The organism is Sphingomonas sp. (assembly GCF_045810705.1).
GTDB lineage: Bacteria > Pseudomonadota > Alphaproteobacteria > Sphingomonadales > Sphingomonadaceae > Sphingomicrobium.
Window position 1 is genome coordinate 1 of record NZ_JBJMVI010000019.1, and the last position, 16,031, is coordinate 16,031.

16 protein-coding genes and 1 pseudogene are annotated in these 16,031 nt (G+C 65.3%); 4 read left to right on the forward strand and 13 right to left on the reverse strand.

All coding sequences use genetic code 11. From position 1 onward, the window contains the following. From ACJ8FR_RS09470 to ACJ8FR_RS09480, 3 genes and pseudogenes are all read right to left on the reverse strand, one after another. Positions 1 to 189 (reverse strand): annotated as a pseudogene (locus ACJ8FR_RS09470) (50S ribosomal protein L25); the annotation flags it as partial. Positions 190 to 329: 140 nt separating this feature from the next. Next, entirely contained in the window at positions 330 to 1,124 is a 795-nt protein-coding gene (locus tag ACJ8FR_RS09475; RefSeq protein ID WP_407828387.1) for a TraB/GumN family protein, read from the reverse strand. A gap of 213 nt (positions 1,125 to 1,337) precedes the next feature. Further along, a complete protein-coding gene (locus ACJ8FR_RS09480; RefSeq protein WP_407828388.1) occupies positions 1,338 to 2,228 on the reverse strand; it encodes a TraB/GumN family protein in 891 nt (296 codons plus the stop codon). Positions 2,229 to 2,360: 132 nt separating this feature from the next. On the opposite strand from ACJ8FR_RS09480, the gene ACJ8FR_RS09485 reads away from it, so the two are divergent. After that, positions 2,361 to 3,212 (forward strand): glycine--tRNA ligase subunit alpha, encoded by an 852-nt coding sequence (locus ACJ8FR_RS09485; protein ID WP_407828389.1) that lies wholly within the window; start codon positions 2,361 to 2,363, stop codon positions 3,210 to 3,212. Further along, on the forward strand, positions 3,212 to 5,236 hold the full coding sequence (gene glyS, locus ACJ8FR_RS09490; RefSeq protein ID WP_407828390.1) for a glycine--tRNA ligase subunit beta: 2,025 nt from the start codon (positions 3,212 to 3,214) through the stop codon (positions 5,234 to 5,236). The genes ACJ8FR_RS09485 and glyS overlap by 1 nt, the downstream gene beginning before the upstream one ends. Here glyS and ACJ8FR_RS09495 read toward each other — a convergent pair. The 8 genes from ACJ8FR_RS09495 to ACJ8FR_RS09530 form a co-directional block, all read right to left on the reverse strand. Then, complete coding sequence (locus tag ACJ8FR_RS09495; protein ID WP_407828391.1) at positions 5,233 to 5,511, reverse strand: hypothetical protein; 279 nt, start codon at positions 5,509 to 5,511, stop codon at positions 5,233 to 5,235. The genes glyS and ACJ8FR_RS09495 overlap by 4 nt on opposite strands. A gap of 96 nt (positions 5,512 to 5,607) precedes the next feature. Continuing rightward, entirely contained in the window at positions 5,608 to 6,612 is a 1,005-nt protein-coding gene (locus tag ACJ8FR_RS09500; protein WP_407828392.1) for a type II secretion system F family protein, read from the reverse strand. Positions 6,613 to 6,631: 19 nt separating this feature from the next. Then, complete coding sequence (locus ACJ8FR_RS09505) at positions 6,632 to 7,597, reverse strand: type II secretion system F family protein (RefSeq protein ID WP_407828393.1); 966 nt, start codon at positions 7,595 to 7,597, stop codon at positions 6,632 to 6,634. 63 nt (positions 7,598 to 7,660) lie between these two features. Further along, a complete protein-coding gene (locus ACJ8FR_RS09510) occupies positions 7,661 to 8,929 on the reverse strand; it encodes a pilus assembly protein CpaE (RefSeq protein WP_407828394.1) in 1,269 nt (422 codons plus the stop codon). Then, positions 8,929 to 9,561, reverse strand: coding sequence for a CpaD family pilus assembly lipoprotein (locus tag ACJ8FR_RS09515; RefSeq protein ID WP_407828395.1), 633 nt, complete (start codon positions 9,559 to 9,561; stop codon positions 8,929 to 8,931). The genes ACJ8FR_RS09510 and ACJ8FR_RS09515 overlap by 1 nt, the downstream gene beginning before the upstream one ends. A gap of 29 nt (positions 9,562 to 9,590) precedes the next feature. Continuing rightward, positions 9,591 to 11,039, reverse strand: a complete 1,449-nt coding sequence (locus tag ACJ8FR_RS09520; RefSeq protein ID WP_407828396.1) for a type II and III secretion system protein family protein — start codon at positions 11,037 to 11,039, stop codon at positions 9,591 to 9,593. Position 11,040: 1 nt separating this feature from the next. Continuing rightward, on the reverse strand, positions 11,041 to 12,054 hold the full coding sequence (gene cpaB, locus ACJ8FR_RS09525) for a Flp pilus assembly protein CpaB (protein WP_407828397.1): 1,014 nt from the start codon (positions 12,052 to 12,054) through the stop codon (positions 11,041 to 11,043). Between the two features lie 46 nt (positions 12,055 to 12,100). Beyond that, positions 12,101 to 12,574 (reverse strand): prepilin peptidase, encoded by a 474-nt coding sequence (locus tag ACJ8FR_RS09530; protein ID WP_407828398.1) that lies wholly within the window; start codon positions 12,572 to 12,574, stop codon positions 12,101 to 12,103. Between the two features lie 50 nt (positions 12,575 to 12,624). Between ACJ8FR_RS09530 and ACJ8FR_RS09535 the strand changes: the two genes are divergently transcribed. Continuing rightward, a complete protein-coding gene (locus ACJ8FR_RS09535; protein ID WP_407828399.1) occupies positions 12,625 to 13,731 on the forward strand; it encodes an NAD(P)/FAD-dependent oxidoreductase in 1,107 nt (368 codons plus the stop codon). 117 nt (positions 13,732 to 13,848) lie between these two features. On the opposite strand, the gene rnhA is transcribed toward ACJ8FR_RS09535, so the two are convergent. Beyond that, a complete protein-coding gene (rnhA, locus tag ACJ8FR_RS09540) occupies positions 13,849 to 14,307 on the reverse strand; it encodes a ribonuclease HI (protein WP_407828826.1) in 459 nt (152 codons plus the stop codon). Continuing rightward, on the reverse strand, positions 14,291 to 15,271 hold the full coding sequence (ispH, locus tag ACJ8FR_RS09545; RefSeq protein WP_407828827.1) for a 4-hydroxy-3-methylbut-2-enyl diphosphate reductase: 981 nt from the start codon (positions 15,269 to 15,271) through the stop codon (positions 14,291 to 14,293). Before ispH ends, rnhA begins: the two co-directional genes overlap by 17 nt. Positions 15,272 to 15,351: 80 nt before the next feature. On the opposite strand from ispH, the gene ACJ8FR_RS09550 reads away from it, so the two are divergent. After that, positions 15,352 to 15,993 carry a hypothetical protein gene (locus ACJ8FR_RS09550; protein ID WP_407828400.1) on the forward strand — a complete coding sequence of 214 codons (642 nt, stop codon included), beginning with the start codon at positions 15,352 to 15,354 and terminating at the stop codon, positions 15,991 to 15,993. Positions 15,994 to 16,031 lie beyond the last annotated feature (38 nt).

Here is a 16,031-nt window from a genome sequence, read left to right on the forward strand (position 1 = left end):
GACCGAGTTCATGAAGTGGCCGGTCGACATCATCTTGGCGAGGAGCTTCTCCTCGACATGGATCGAGAGAGGCTCTTTCTTCTCGCCGTAGACCACGGCGGGGACCCGGCCTTCGCGGCGCAGTGCACGGGAGGCTCCCTTGCCAGCCCGGTCGCGCGCCTCGGCGGGCAGCGTCAGCTGTTCGCTCATTTGGCTATGCTCCGTTTCTTGAATGACCCGCCACGCCTCCAGGGATGACCATGGCCGGGAGCGCGCCCCCTAAGGGACGGCGGTCAAAAATGCAAGGATGCCGCTGCCAGTGCGCCATGCCGGCGGCATGGCCGCGGGCTTCACTTGATGCGTTGGGACGGGATGCCGCGCTCAGCGAGGCGGACGAGCAAGCTGTCGGGACCTGCGAGGTGGCCGGCGCCGACCGCGACGAAGACAGTGCCCGGGGCCTGCATCCGCGCGCGAATCCAGTCGGCCCAGCGGTCATTCCGCTCGGTGAACATCATGCGGTAGGTGTCGGGCGACGCCTGGCGGAGCTGGTCGAGCATGCGCACGAATACGCTCTGGTCGCCGCGCTTCCAGGCCGACTGCATTTCACCCATCGCCCTCGATAGCCCAGCCATCGAGCTGCCCCCGACCGGCTGTCCGGCGCGCGATGCCGGCGTCGTTGCGTTCGCGGGCATGCGGTTGAACATGTCGATCTGCAGCTGGAGCGTCTCAAGGCCCTCGACCGGCTTGCCCTCGGCCTCGGCGACGCGGCGCAGCACCATGTCGGCGCCGTTGCCGACCTGCATGCCCTGCGCGCGGCCGGCATTGATCGCCATGCGGGTCGTCGCGAGGAACGAAGCCGACGGGGTCACCGATGGCGCGCGGATCGCCGGGATGTAGGGGCCCGGCTGCGGCTGCTCCGGGATCAACGTCTCGAGCACGAGTTCGCCCGAATGCTCGAAGGCGTCTCGAACCTCGTTCCCGAACCATTCCGAGCGCCCGTCGAGCGCATGGAAGGTCCCGAAGATGTAGACCGTCGTGTCGGCGTCGCGAACCACGAACATGGCGGGCTCGGCGACCGGTGCGCTGGGAGGCACGCCGATTGGCGATGCGGCGGCAAGCGCGGCAGCGACTAGAAGATTGACCATCCATCACCCTCCCGAGGCGAATGGTGCCGGATGGAAGAGGCGGAACGGACTTCGGCGGATCAGCTCCGCCGCTCAGTCAATTCACGCATCCGACCCCCCAGCCCGATACCTGGTGAGAATGGTCACCAACTCCTTAATAAATGTCTAGCGAATTCCGGCGAAACGTGAACATTTCCCGGTGGATAATCCACGCAATGGATGACTTGCGGGCCGCTATTGCAGCCGCCGGACCTTGTAGCCGTCCTTCTTGAGCATCTCGAGAACTGAATATTTGCCCGCGAGGTGGCCTGCCCCAACCGCGATCATGACCGTCCCGGGCTGCGTCATCCGCCGTTCGATCCACTTGCTCCAATTGATGTTGCGCTGGACGAGCAGCGCTTGCTTGAGCTCGGGCGAGCCCGACAGATCGTGATTGAACGTGGCTGCGATGCCTCCGACGTCACCCCTGGACCAGGAGCCGAGCATGCCGCCGAACTCGCGTTTCATCGACGCGCTGTTCTCGATCGCGCCCTCCAATAGATTGCGCTGGGCGGATTCCGGCAGCCGGTCGAAGAAGCTCAGCTGCTCGAGGTTGGTTTCGAGTTCCCCGATCGGCTTGTTGTGTGCGGTGAAGTCGCTCCGCAACACGCCTTCGACACCGCCGGACAGTCCAAGGTCCTTGAACTGGTTCGACAGGAGCAGGAAGGCCGCCATCCAAGTCTTCATGCTGTTGTAGGCTTTCACCGGCACGCCGCTCTTCTTGATTGCCGCCTCCAGCACCGGGCGTTGCGCGGCGGGCACCCGATCGATGATCGGCGGCAGCCCCTTCGCCAGCCCGAGGCTCGCCATAGCCGACATCAGCTTGGTCGGGTTCTTCTCATCGACGATCGTCTCGACGACCAGCTCTTGCGAGTTGGTCAGCGCCTGGTCGAGCTTGGGTGTCCGCCACTGCGTGTCGGAGGGGAGCAAGTGGATGGTACCGAATAGGTAGATCGTCGTGTCGGGGTCCGAGACCTCCCACAGCGCGGGCCGGGCGACCTGCGGGACGCGGGCCTCGGCGGCCGATCCGAGTGACAGCAACGCGGCCACGGCTGCAAAAAGCCGCTGGAGGAACTTGTTCATCATCCGCTCTCAGTTGGGGCCTCGCACTTAGGGACGCAAGCTTGCGGATTGCTGAAGCGGCGAGCCGGCCGACTTGCCGTTCCCGAGTCCAGCCGCCAAAGCAGCGCGAACGCAATCGCACGGGGTCGCTTCCGCTTGAGCTTGAGCTTCCAGGACCTAATCCTCACGCTCCACCATTATTGGGGACGGCAGGGGTGTGTGATCCTGCAGCCCTATGACATGGAGATGGGTGCGGGGACGTTTCACCCGGCAACCGTGCTACGGTCGCTTGGGCCCGATCCGTGGCGCGCGGCCTATGTCCAGCCGTGCCGCAGGCCGACCGACGGCCGCTACGGCGAGAACCCGAACCGCCTCGGCCACTATTACCAGTACCAAGTGGTGCTGAAGCCAAGTCCCGACGACCTCCAGGATCTCTACCTCGGCAGCCTCGTCGAGATCGGCATCGACCCGCTGAAGCACGACATCCGCTTCGTCGAGGACGATTGGGAGAGCCCGACGCTCGGCGCCTGGGGCCTCGGATGGGAAGTGTGGTGCGACGGCATGGAAGTGACCCAGTTCACTTACTTCCAGCAGGTCGGCGGTTTTGAATGCAAGCCGGTCACGGGCGAGCTGACCTACGGGCTCGAGCGGCTCGCAATGTACATCCAGGGCGTCGACAATGTGTTCGACCTCAGGTTCAACGACGCCGGAGTGACGTACGGCGACGTGTTTCTCGAGAATGAGCGCGAGATGTCAGCGTATAATTTCGAGGTGGCGGACACCGAGGCGCTGTTCGACCTGTTCCGGAAGGCTGCCGCCGAGAGCGAGCGCTGCCTTGAAGCCAAGCTGCCAATCCCCGCCTATGAGCAGGCGATCAAGGCGAGCCACGTCTTCAACACGCTACAGGCGCGCGGCGTGATCAGCGTCGCCGAGCGCCAAGCCTATGTTGGCCGTGTCCGTGACCTCGCCAAGGCTGCGTGCGGGGCGTGGCTGGAGCGCGCCGCCTGATGACCAACTTCCTGCTCGAGCTTCTGTCGGAGGAAATCCCGGCGCGGATGCAGGCGAAAGCACGCAACGACCTCGCGCGGCTGTTCGCCGAATGCACGGGCGAGTTCGGACTGACGACCGGAGCGATTGACACCTTCTCAACGCCCCGGCGGCTGGTGCTGATCGCGCGTGACGTCGCGGAAGCCACCGAGGCGAGCCGCGAGGAGATCAAGGGACCGCGCGTCAACGCGCCGCCGCAAGCGCTCGATGGGTTCTTGCGCAAGACCGGACTCACCCGCGACCAACTCGAAGAGCGCGGCGACGTCTTTTTCGCGGTGATCGAGCGGGCAGGGCGGCCGGCTGCCGATATCCTCGCCGATACGATCGCGCGCATCGTCGCGGACTTTCCCTGGCCGAAGTCGATGCGCTGGGGCGGCGGCGAACTGCGCTGGGTGCGGCCGCTGCATGGCATCGTCGCGCTCTTGGGCGAGGAGATCGTGCCGGTCGAGATCGACGGGATCGCCAGCGGCGCAACGACCGTTGGGCACCGCTTCCATCACCCGGGCGACATCACCATCGGCGGCGCGCAGGACTATGTCGAGAAGCTCCGGGCCTGCCACGTCATCGTCGACCAGAAGGAGCGGGAGACGCTGATCCGCGAAGGCGCCGCGGCAACAGCGACCGAGGCGGGCCTCACGCTGCTCGAGGACGAGGGACTCGTCGTCGAGAATGCCGGCCTCACCGAATGGCCGGTGCCGCTGGTCGGCCGGTTCGATCCCGAATTCCTCGACGTCCCGCGCGAGGTGATCGTCCTCACCATGCGCACCAACCAGAAATATTTCGCCTGCACCAACGACCAGGGGTTGCTTGCGCCGGCGTTCGTGTGCGTCGCCAATATCGCGCCAAACGACGGCGGTGAGGCGATCGCACAAGGCAATGCACGCGTGCTCGCGGCGCGGTTGGCAGATGCGCGCTTTTTCTGGGAGCAAGACCTCAAGGTTCCGCTGGAGGAACAGGCAAAGAAGCTCCGCGGAATCGTCTTCCACGAAAAGCTCGGGACGGTCGCCGACAAGGTTGAGCGCGTCGCCAAGCTCGCGCGCTGGCTGGTCGAAAACGGTGTCGTGAAGGCCGACGCCGACCAGGTCGAACGGGCCGCGCGGCTGGCCAAGTCCGACCTCGTCACCGGCATGGTCGGCGAGTTCCCCGAGCTGCAGGGCGTCATCGGCGGCTATCTCGCCGAAGCGCAGGGCGAGGCGAGGTCGGTCTCCGACGCCATCCGCGACCATTACAAGCCGGTGGGGCAGGGCGACGATGTGCCGTCAGCGCCGGTGACGATGGCCGTCGCTCTCGCAGATAAGCTCGACAGCCTCGTCGGCTTTTTCCAGTTCGACGAAAAGCCGACGGGCTCGAAGGATCCGTTCGCTCTGCGACGGGCTGCTCTCGGAATATTGAGCCTGATCATCGACAACCAGCTCCGTGTCTCGATGCGCGAGCTGATCACCGCGGCGGCGCACAAGGGCGGTGCGAACGCGGGCCGCGACATTGCGAGCTTCCTCATCGAACGGCTCAAGGTTCAACAGCGCGAGGCTGGTGTCCGCCACGACATGATCGATGCGGTCGTGGCGGTGGAGACCGGAGGCGACAATGTTCGCATGGTCCTCCGCGTTCACGCATTGCAGAAATTCGTTGGTTCGGAGGACGGGACCAACCTGCTCGTCGCCTACAAGCGCGCGGCGAACATCCTCAAGAAGGAGAAGTGGGAGGGCAGTTCGGCTTCGGGAGCCGCGGATACCGCGCCGCAAGAACGGCCGCTGATCGCCGCTCTCGACGCCGCCGAACCCAAGGCGTCCGCAGCGGTCGACGCCGAGGATTTTACTGCCGCGATGGCGGCCCTCGCATCGCTGCGGAAGCCGATCGACGATTTCTTCGACCATGTGACGGTCAACGATCCCGATCCCGTCAAGCGCGAGCGGCGGCTCAACCTGCTGATGCGCTTCCGCGATGCGGTCAACCGGGTCGCGGACTTTTCGAAGATCGAGGGTTAGAGGCCGCGTATTTCCTGATCGCCGGGTTCGCGTGGATCTTTGATCGCGGCGGCGCGAAGGCTATCGCGCTCGCGCCACTCCTTTTCCTGATCCGCCCAATGCGTCTCGCGCTCGGCGTGCGTGCTCTCGAGCCGCTTCCGCCGATCGACCTCCGTGTTGTAGCGCTCTTTCCACTTGCGGCGGCCACCGGCGGTCAGGAACACGCCGACGAGCAGGCCTAGCAGGAAAATCAAAGCATAGATGATCAGGACGTTCGGATCGGTCGTGAAGCTCATGTCGCGTCCCCAACGAAATTGGTATCGCGGCGACTACGCCTGAGCCCGCCGCCGCGTTCCAATTTCTCGCGCCCAAGCGAAATTGGGCGCCCGCCCTTACTTGGGGTGGAGGAAGCTGTCGTTGATCGAACAGCTTGCCGGGCCGAGAATGACCACGAACAAAGTCGGCAGGATGAACAGGATCAGCGGCACGGTCATGATCGCCGGCAGCCGGGCCGCCTTTTCCTCCGCGCGCATCATGCGCTGGTGACGGAATTCAGCCGACAGCACGCGCAGCGCGCTTGCCAGCGGAGTACCGTACTTTTCCGTCTGGATCATGGTCGTGACGACGCCCCGCACCGCTTCCAGGTCGACGCGGTTGGCGAGATTCTCGAACGCCTGGCGGCGCTCGTTGAGGAAGCCGAGCTCGATCGCGGTCAGGCCGAACTCATCGCCCAGCTCCGGATACGCCTTGCCGAGTTCCCTCGACACGCGCCCGAAGGCGGCGTCGACGGTGAGGCCGGCCTCGGCGCAAATCACTAGCAGGTCGAGCGCGTCGGGAAGGCCCTTGCGGATCGCGCTGCTGCGCTTGTTGACCTTGTTCTTCAGCCAGATGTCCGGCGCTTTATAGCTGCCGATCAGGATGCCGGCGACGGTCCCATAACGCCGGTACCAGCTCCAAGCCGGCCAATGGTTGAGGACGTAGATCAGCACCACCGCAGTCAGTCCGAGCACGACCGGAAGGAGGAAGCGCGCAAGGATGATGAAGAAAGCGAGGTCCTTGGTCCGGATACCGGCCTGCATCAGCCGTTGCTGGGTCTTCTTGACCTGATCGTCCTGAAGCATTTTGAACTGCCCCAGGAGCTGGCGGACGTTGTCCGCAGCCTCGTTACGATTGGTGAGCTTCTTGCGCTTGTTGGTCGACGCGACAATGCCGGCCTTGAGCTGTTCGCGGCGTTCGTTGAGCGCCTTGACGCGCCGCGCCATAGGGTCCTTGACGGTCGTCGCCGCATAGATGGCGAGCAACACGGCGAAACTCGCGACGGCGCTCAGAATCGTCGCGATCCAGATGATGTCGAACCCGAGGATGTGGGGCCCGGTAGGGGGCGCGGAAACCTGCATCGTTGTTCCTATGCCTCCCCTAAATCTCGAAGTTGACCATCTTGGCCATGATCGCGGCCCCGATGCCCATCCAGATCATGCCGCCAATGCCCGCGACCTCCAGCCGCTGGTCGCTGAAGAACCCCTGCATGTAGTGCGGGTTGATCATCCACACGAGTGTGAAGACCACGAACGGCAGCGAGCCGACGATGTAAGCAGAGGCTTTGGATTCCGAGCTCATCGCGCGAATCTTGAGCTTCATCTGCGCGCGCTTGCGCAGCACGTCAGCGAGGTTTGACAGCGTTTCGGCGAGGTTGCCGCCGGTCTCGCGCTGAATCGCGAGCGTGATGACGAAGAATTGGAACTCGGCGGTCCCGAGCCGGTCCGCGGTGTCCTGGAGCGCCGCCTCCATGGTGCGGCCGATCTTCATCTTGTCCCCAACGATGCGGAACTCGATTCCCACCGGTCCTTGAAGCTCACTGGCGACGATTCCCAGGGTCTCGGTGATCGGCAGACCGGAACGTAGACCGCGGACCATCAGCTCAATCGCGTCGGGGAAGTTCGAATTGAACTTGTTGATCCGGCGCTTGATCATCCTGCCGATGACAAAATGGGGCCCGCCGACGCCGACGAAGACACCGAGCAAAAACGCCAGGATCAGCGGCGCGCCGCGGATTGTCAGCCCAATCGCCACAACCGCGGCGAGACCGAGGCAGACGAGAGCATATTTGCCGAGGGTGATGTTCTTGCCAGTTTGCTCGAGCCGCTTGCGCAGCAACGCCGGCTTCGGGATCAAAGTCGAGGCATAGCCTTCGAACTTGCTGGCTCTTTCCGCGAACAGCTTGCGGATCTGCGCCTGCGCATTGCCGGCGATGACGTCGCCGTGGCGCTCTTTGATGAGCTCCACGCGCCGCTTGAGACTTTTCGAGGGCGACGGCCCATTCACCGCCATATAGGCGAGGCCGAGGGCGACCGTGCCGCCGATGATGAGTAGCCACAGGAGCATACTAGCCTTCGCCTCTCAAATTCTTCGGCCGGGCGCCCGGTGGGGCGGCGGCGCGAACCATGCTTACGCGGCCTTGCCTTTGGGCTTCGCGAGCATCGACTTCAGGTTGTCGACCAGCGACTTGCCGCCCGCCGATCCGGCTGCCTCGGGAGCCGAGCCCTCCTCGCTGGCGTGGTTGAGCACCATGCCCGACAGGGTGTTGAAGGGCGCCGCGAGCTTGCCGGACGCAACTTCCGCCATCGGCTTGCCGAGCTTGGCCGCCTGGGCCGCCACCTTGGCGTCAAACGGGAAGACAACATCGACGTTGCGCTCGATCGACTGCTCGAAATCCTTGCGGCTGATCTCCAGGGCGCCGCCCGAGGGGACCGCATTGGCGACCACGATGACCTTGGTCTGCGGAGCGTTCGACTTTAGCCATGCGAGGATGCGAATGGTGTCGCGGGTGCCGGCCAGGGTTAGCTCGGCGACCACTGCTGCGACATGCGCGTCGTGGACCAGGTGCGGATACTGGATCAGCATGTGGCGCGGCAGGTCGAGCACCGTCGATTCAAAGGTATTCCGCATCTCTTCCTGAAGCTGGAAGAAGGCGGTGCCGTCGGTCACCAGCGGTTGGTGGATCGGAGCCTCCGCCGAGAGGACCGACAGGCGCTCATTGGCGCGGACCATCGCCCGCTCGATGAACAGTCCGTCGATGCGGCTCGGGTTCTCGATTGCGTCGGTGAGGCCGCGTCCGGGCTCGAGGTCGAGCGCCAGGGCGCCGGTGCCGAAATGGACATCGAGGTCGAGCAGCGCGGTTGAGCGGCGGGCCTTCTCGCCGAACATCCATGCCAGCGAGGTCGCGATGGTCGAAGCGCCGACTCCGCCCCGGACGCCGATCACAGCGGCCATGACGTGCGGCTTGTCGGCCTGAGCCTCACCGCGCGGACCCGACAGAGTCATTTGCGCGTGCGCAAACGTGTCACGAAGCTGATCGACGGTGAACGGCTTTAGCAGGTAGTCGTGAATGCCGCTGACGACGAGATCGCGATATAGACGAACGTCATTGACGGTGCCGGCCGCGATCACGATCGTGCCCGGCTCGCACACTTCCGCGAGCGCGTTGATATCGTTGAGCGGATCCGCGGATTCGCTCAGGTCGACGAACAGGATGTTGGGGCTTGCCGAGACCGACAGCGACTGAACTGCGTTGCGCAGTCCGCCCTTGTTGACCTTCTCCGGCGACCACCCGTGCTCGACCGCCACCGGCCGCAACATGTCGGCGGTCGCGTCGTCGCAGACGAAGGCGGTGAACGGGTCGCGCAAACCGGCGCGAGCCTGGAACGGAGCATTCATCACTTGCCTCCCTTCGGCGTAACGTCCTGAAGGCCCTTCGTGCCCGTGGGCGGCGCGGTCCGGTACATCTCGATCGCCCTCGAGGCGGTATATGTATCGGTGACGCCCGTGCCCTCGCGACCGTGGAGCAGGTCTTCCGGGTTGGCGACCATCGCGGCGATGTTGGTGTTCACCGCGCAGCCGTAGTTCGACATCGAGCGATTGTTGAAGTCGGGCGCCGCCGGGCGGCTCCAATTCGGGCAGCCCGGCACCTCGGCGCGGCGGCGAGCCACGACGACGCGGACCGATCCCGGCTGGACCATTCCGGCGGTTGCCGGGGCGCCGGCAGTCACCAGCATGCCGTAGCGGCCGGCAACCGACGCGACCTGCGAGCGGGCCGCGGGCGCATAGCCGCCATCGACATAAACGGTGTCGCCGTAGCCGAGGCCGAGGCCCTGGAACCAGCCGGAGAGGCGGTCGGCCTCACCGGGCGCGAGTGATCCGCCCGGGGCGGCCGCGTCGAAGACATAGTCGGCGGTCGTCACGACCGGGACATTGACCGACGCGACACCGCGGTCCGGAAGGTCTCTCGTCGTCGTGGCGCAGGCGGCCAGCGCGGAGCTCAGTGCGATGAGGATCAGTTTCGAACGCATGGTTGCATCCTTCACGATGAAGCGGCGGCTCACAGCTTGAACCCCGGAGCGGCGACGGGTCCGGCGGGGCCGGGGACAGCGACAGCCGCGACCGGCGGAGCCGCTGCGGCGGGTCCGCTAACCCCTGAGAACGCCTGCCCTTCAAGCACCATCTGACCATCGGATGGCGCACGGTAGCCCTGCGTCGGCGTGGCCAGCTGCCCCGAAACCGGGCGCACCAGATATGGCGTCACGATGATGACCAATTCGGTCTCGTTGCGCTGGTAGCTCGTTGAGCGGAACAGCGCGCCCAGGATCGGAAGGTCGCCAAGGAAGGGCGCCTTCTGGATACTGTTGTTATTCTTGTTCTGAAGCAGGCCGGCGAGCATGAACGACTGGCCGGAACCAAGCTCCACCGTCGTCTCTGCGCGACGCGTGGTCAGTGCCGGCACGACGAAGCCGTTGAGGGTGACCGAGCCGGCGTCGCTAATCTCGCTGACCTCGGGACGAACCCGCATCGAGATGCGGCCGTCGGCGAGGACGATCGGAGTGAACGCGAGGCCGACGCCGTACTGCTTATACTCGATGGTTACGGCGCCGATTGCCTGGCTGACCGGGATCGGGAACTCGCCACCAGCAAGGAAGCTGGCGGTTTCACCCGAAAGCGCCGTCAGCGTCGGCTCGGCGAGCGTCGTAACGAAGCCGTCGTTCTGCATCAGGTCGAGTGTGCCCAGGAGGTCGACTCCGAGGATCTTGCCAGCAAGACCGAGAGTCGTGCCCGACGTTGCGAAGTTGAAGGTACGGTTGCCGCCTGCCGTGCCGCCGTTAAGGTTGCCCGGATTGCCCTGGCCAATGCCGAAGAACGTACCGCCGGGATGAACGTCGCGGCCGACGAGGTTGATACCGACTTTCTTCAGCATCGACCGGTTGATCTCGGCGATGCGGACCTTCAGCATGACCTGCAGGGGCGTTGCCGAGCGAAGGCGAGTGATGACCTGGGTCCCGTCGCCGACATAAGCCTGCGTCAGGCGCTGCGCTTCGGCGGCGTCATCCGGATTGGCGACGGTGCCCGTGAGCAGCACGAGGTTGTTCATCGGGGTCACCTGGACGTTCGCATCCGGCATCGCCAGGTGGAGCATCTCACCGACCGAGCTCAGGTTGTTGCCGACCCGGACGGTTGCGGCATAGACCACGCGGCCACCCTTGGTGGTGGCGTAAATGGTCGTCTCGCCGGCTCCCTTGCCGAACACATAGAGCTGGGTCGACGAGCGCACCTGGACATCCGCAATCGTCTCGTTGGCGACGAACACGTCGCTCATCGGCTCGGACAGGCGGACCAAAGAGCCCGTCCCCTTGCTCAGGGTCAGCGTTTCCGCCGGCCTGGCCGAGGTCGGCTGGGCAATGGCGGGCGCCGAGGCGCCTACGCTGCCCATCGCAATGGCCAAAGCGGCCAGTGCGGTGCCGAGGCGAGCCCGGCGGGTGATGGCTTGAGTCTTCATGTTAGCGAGCTCCCACCGGAACAACGGTGACTGTATTGCCGCGTGCGACCCGGACGACGGGCCCTGACGCGCCTTGGCCAAGGGCCTGACCCAGGCCTTTCATCGCCTGCGCCATCTGATTGCCGCTGTTGGCTGACGCCGGGACTGTGCGGCGCTGGAAGCGCGAGACGTCGCCGCCGGTCGAGAAGGTCGTATTGTTGTCGATTGGGCGATTTGCGAGCGCGAGCAGCATCTGCTTCTCGTCGGCGGGGTTAGCGCCGGCCGGGACCTTGATGTCGCCGGCGGCAACCGCCCGCTCCAGCTCCGACGTATTGTCGGCGATCGAGCGCAGCGACAGCGACAGCGAGCCGATGCTTTGTGCAACCGAGATTTTTTCGGCGATGCGCGGAGTGACTTCGAGCGTGACGTTGGAGAAAGTCTTCACCTCGGTCTTGCCGTCGTCATTCTTCTCCGTGACGCGCTGGTCGGTGGCGAGCACGCGCAGGTTGCGGATGATCGTTTCCGAGACCTTGAGCGGCGGGCCTTCGCCGCCACCGCTGACGGTCTGGTTGAGCACCATGTCGACATGGTCGCCCGGGAAGACAAAGCCCGCGACGCTCGATGAGACGTTCACCGGCACCGTGATGGCTCGCATGCCGGCGCCAAGCGCCGCGGCGAGGAAGCCACGGTCCTGGGGGCCGACGAGCGAGCCGCGAGTGACCGGCTGGCCGGCCGTGATCTGGTAGCGAACGACCGTGCCCAGCAATTTCTTGGGATCGCCGTCGGGCTGACTCTCGAGATAATAGGCGCTCTGCATGAGCTCCTTCGGCCAGGGCTGGAAGGTGAAGCTGTCGGGATCGATGATCGTGCCGACCGGCAGCGCCTTCTTGGCGACGAGCACTTTCGGCCCGACTGGAACGGTCGCCGCAGCAGCCTGCTGGCTGCCGGCGCCGGCGAACATGTTCTTGGCCATGACCGCGGTGATGACCGCGATGACCAGCGCTCCAACGAGCAGCGCGAGCTTCTTCACATCCATGGCGAGATCGCCTCCCCCAAACGGGCTACTTGAACAGCCTCACACATCAGGCAAAATGGTTAAGAAAGCGTTGGGCGAGAATCGCCAAGGCGCCAAAAGCGATGGCGACTCCGTACGGAATTTCGGGCCTGCCCTCGCGCAGCTGAGCGCGGTGCCAGGCCAGAATTCCCACCGTCAGCACCCCGCCGGCGATCGACATCAGCACCAGGAACTTCACTGTGCCCGCGGGCGAAAACCATAGCGCCAGCGCCGAGGCGAGCTTGACGTCGCCGCCGCCCATCATCCCGGCGTAGAACGCGCCGGCAAGCAGCGCGAACACGATTCCGCCTGCCGCGAGCTGGATCGCCATGCCGGGCCACGGCGTCAAAGCGATCGACAGCCAATAGAGCGGCGCACCTGCAACAACGGTCGCGTTGAGGCGGTTGGAAATGGTGAAAGTGCGCATGTCGATGACCGCCGCCACGACCAAAGTCGCTGCGAGCGCCAGAAGCAGCAGATCGGTAAAGCCCCCGTTGAACATGAACCCACCCCTAGACGGCGCGGCTTTCCAATTCGTAACCAGCGGCGGAAATGAGTGATTTTGACGTCATCATTGTCGGCGGCGGGATTGCCGGTGCGAGCCTCGGCGCGGCAATCGCCGGCACAAGGCGCACGCTGATCGTCGAGGCCGAGGACCAATGCGGCTATCACACCACCGGGCGCTCGGCGGCTTTCTGGCTCGCACATTATGGCGGTCCGGCGGTGATGCCGCTCACTCTCGCCTCGCGTCGAGACCTCGAAGCGGGATGGCCGACCGGCGAGCGCTCGTGGCTTCGGCAGCGCGGGGCGATCACCATCGCCCGCGAATATATGCACCTGCGCGAGGCGCTCAGCGTGAACACACACGAAGCGCCTCTCCATGAATTGAAGTGCGCGGAAATGGAAAAACGAATTCCGGGACTCCGCGCCGGCTGGGACTTCGGAGTCTACGATGCGAGCTGCGCGGATATCGATGTCGCGGGTCTTCACAACGCCTGCCTCGCGCATTTCAGACGCAGTGGTGGAACCGTCCTGTGCTCCACTCCGCTCACGTCCGCGCGCCGGTTGGGCGATCGATGGGCGATCGAGGTGGGCACAGAACGGCTGACCGCCGGCATTATCGTCAATGCCGCCGGAGCGTGGGCCGACGGCGTTGCCCGCCGCTGTGGAGTCCGACCGTTAGGAATCCAGCCTTACCGGCGGACCATCACTCAGCTGCGCGTCGGCCGCTCGGACGTGCGCGACCTGCCCCTCATCAACGACGCGCTCGAGCGATTTTATTTCAAGGGCGAATCGGACAATCGTGTCTGGGTCAGTCCCCACGACGAGACGCCCAACGACCCTTGCGACGCCGCCCCCGAAGAGCTCGACGTTGCAACCGCGATCGACCGTTTCGAGAGCGTGGTCGATTGGCCGGTCGAGCGGGTGGAGCGGAGCTGGGCCGGCCTCAGGAGCTTCGCGCCCGACCGGGTACCGGTTTACGGATTTGACGCAGACGCGCCTGGCTTCTTCTGGTGCGTGGGGCAGGGCGGGTTCGGGATCCAGACATCGCCGGCTGCTGCCAAGCTGTGCGCCGCACTGCTGCTTGAGGACGAGCCGGGGGTGCCGGTCAAGCAGGCCGTCTTTTCGCCGCGGCGCTTCAGTCCCAGCGGAAAATGATTGGGGAGGCGCGGGTCACGCCTCCCCTCACCAACCATCCAACAGGGGAACGAGAGAGTCGGTGACAGCGCGCGATTTAGCGCCTTCCGATTCTTATCGAAAGTGAACTTGCGTTCATTACAGGCGATGGTGCCGCCGCTGGTCGTCCGCGGCCGCGCAGGCGAGCGCATCAACGCGGTCGTTTTCGGGATGTCCGCTATGGCCCTTGACCCAGTGCCAATCGATTCGGTGCCGGGCGCAGGCGGCAACCAGCTCCTGCCACAGCTCGGCATTCTTGACCGGCTTCTTGTCGGATGTGCGCCAGCCGTTGCGCTGCCAATTGTGGACCCAGCGCGTGATTCCGTCGCGAACGTAGATGCTGTCGGTATGGAGCCGCACCCGGCATGGCCGTTTCAGCGCCTCGAGTCCCTTGATCGCGGCCACAAGCTCCATGCGGTTGTTGGTGGTCAGCGGCTCGCCGCCCGACAGCTCGCGCTCCTTGTCGCCCATGCGCAGAAGCACTGCCCAGCCCCCCGGCCCGGGATTGCCGCGGCACGCGCCGTCGGTGAACAGCTCGACTTCAGGCAGCTCGGTCAGGGAGCAACTCACGCGGCAGCTTGAAGCTCATCCGCTCGGGGCTGTGGTCGGCCACTTCCTCGGTGACCTCGAAGCGCGAGCGGAGGGCGTCGACGACCTCGCGCACCAGCACCTCCGGCGCCGACGCCCCGGCGGTCAGGCCTACCGTGGCGGGCGTGCCGAGCCAGTCCCAGTCGATGTCCGCCGCCCGTTCGATCAGGCGCGCGGGCACGCCCAACCGCTCGGCCACTTCGGCGAGGCGGAGCGAATTGCTGCTGTTCGGCGCGCCGATGACCAGCATCCGGTCGCACTCGCCGGCGATCGCCTTGACCGCGGCCTGGCGGTTCGACGTCGCGTAGCAAATGTCCTCGCTGCGCGGGGCGCGGATCTCGGGAAAGCGCGCCTTCAGCGATTCGACGATTGCCGCGGTATCGTCGACCGACAAAGTTGTCTGGGTCAGAAACGCCAAGCTTGCGCCCTCGGGGACGCTAAGTCTTGCCGCATCCTCGACCGTCTCGACGAGCGTGATCGAACCCGGCGGCACCTGCCCGAAGGTGCCGATCACCTCGGGATGGCCGGCGTGGCCGATGAACAGGATGTGCCGCCCTTCTTCGATCAGCCGTTCGGCCTGGCGATGGACCTTGGAGACGAGCGGGCAGGTCGCGTCGACGTAGCTGAGACCGCGCGTCTGCGCCGCAGCCGGAACCGACTTGGGCACGCCGTGCGCGGAAAAGACGACCGGCCGGTCGTCGGGCACCTCGTCGAGCTCGTCGACGAACACGGCCCCGAGCTCGCGCAAGCGGTCGACCACGAAGCGATTGTGGACGATCTCATGCCTCACATAGACCGGCGATCCGAAGCGCTCGAGCGCCAGCTCGACGATCTGGATCGCGCGATCGACGCCGGCGCAAAAGCCGCGCGGTGCCGCAATGAGCACTCGGAGTGGCGGGAGTGAGGAGCCGGGTTCAGCCACGATGCAGGCCATGTAAGGCATCGCTTGCAGCCATAGAAGGGCCTTCCTATGACGCTGGCTGCTGATGACGCTCAGTTAAGGAAATTCCCCCAGTGAAGCTTCGCACCACGGCTCTTCTTGCCCTGACTCTGCTTGCCGGTTGCCGCCACGCCGGCGATGTGACGGCCGAGAACGGTGGCGGCATCTACGCAGTGCGCAGCACCTGCCCGATCGCCGGCATCCCGACCGGCACCGGCGACATCACCTTGTTCGATCCGCAGGGCAGCACGGACTCAAGGGCAATCGACGTGACCGCGGCGATCACGCAATTGCGCGCTTATTGTCAGGATGCCGGCAACGACGTCGTATCGACGGTCACCTTCACGGTGACCGGCTTGCGTCGCGATGCCGGTCCTGCGCGCCAGGTGGTCTTGCCCTATTTCGACGTCGCGCTGCGCGGCGGGGCGACGGTCGCCGCAAAGCAGATCGGTGCCGTCGCGCTCAACTTCCCCGCGGGAAGCCAGCACGCGAGGACGAGCGCGCGGGCGAGCGTCCGGGTCAATCGCGGCGCCGCGAGTCTTCCCGCGAATGTCCGCCAGATCCTGACTCGGCCGCGGAAGTCCGGCGAGGCCGAGGCCGCGATCGACCCGCTTGCCGAGCCGGGCGTCCGCGCCGCGGTCGCCAACGCGACCTTCGAGCACCTGGTCGGCTTCCAGCTCACCCAGGACCAGCTCAAATACAACGCAACCCGTTAGGTTTTCACAGAAAGTCGCGTTGACTCGAAGTCGGGGCA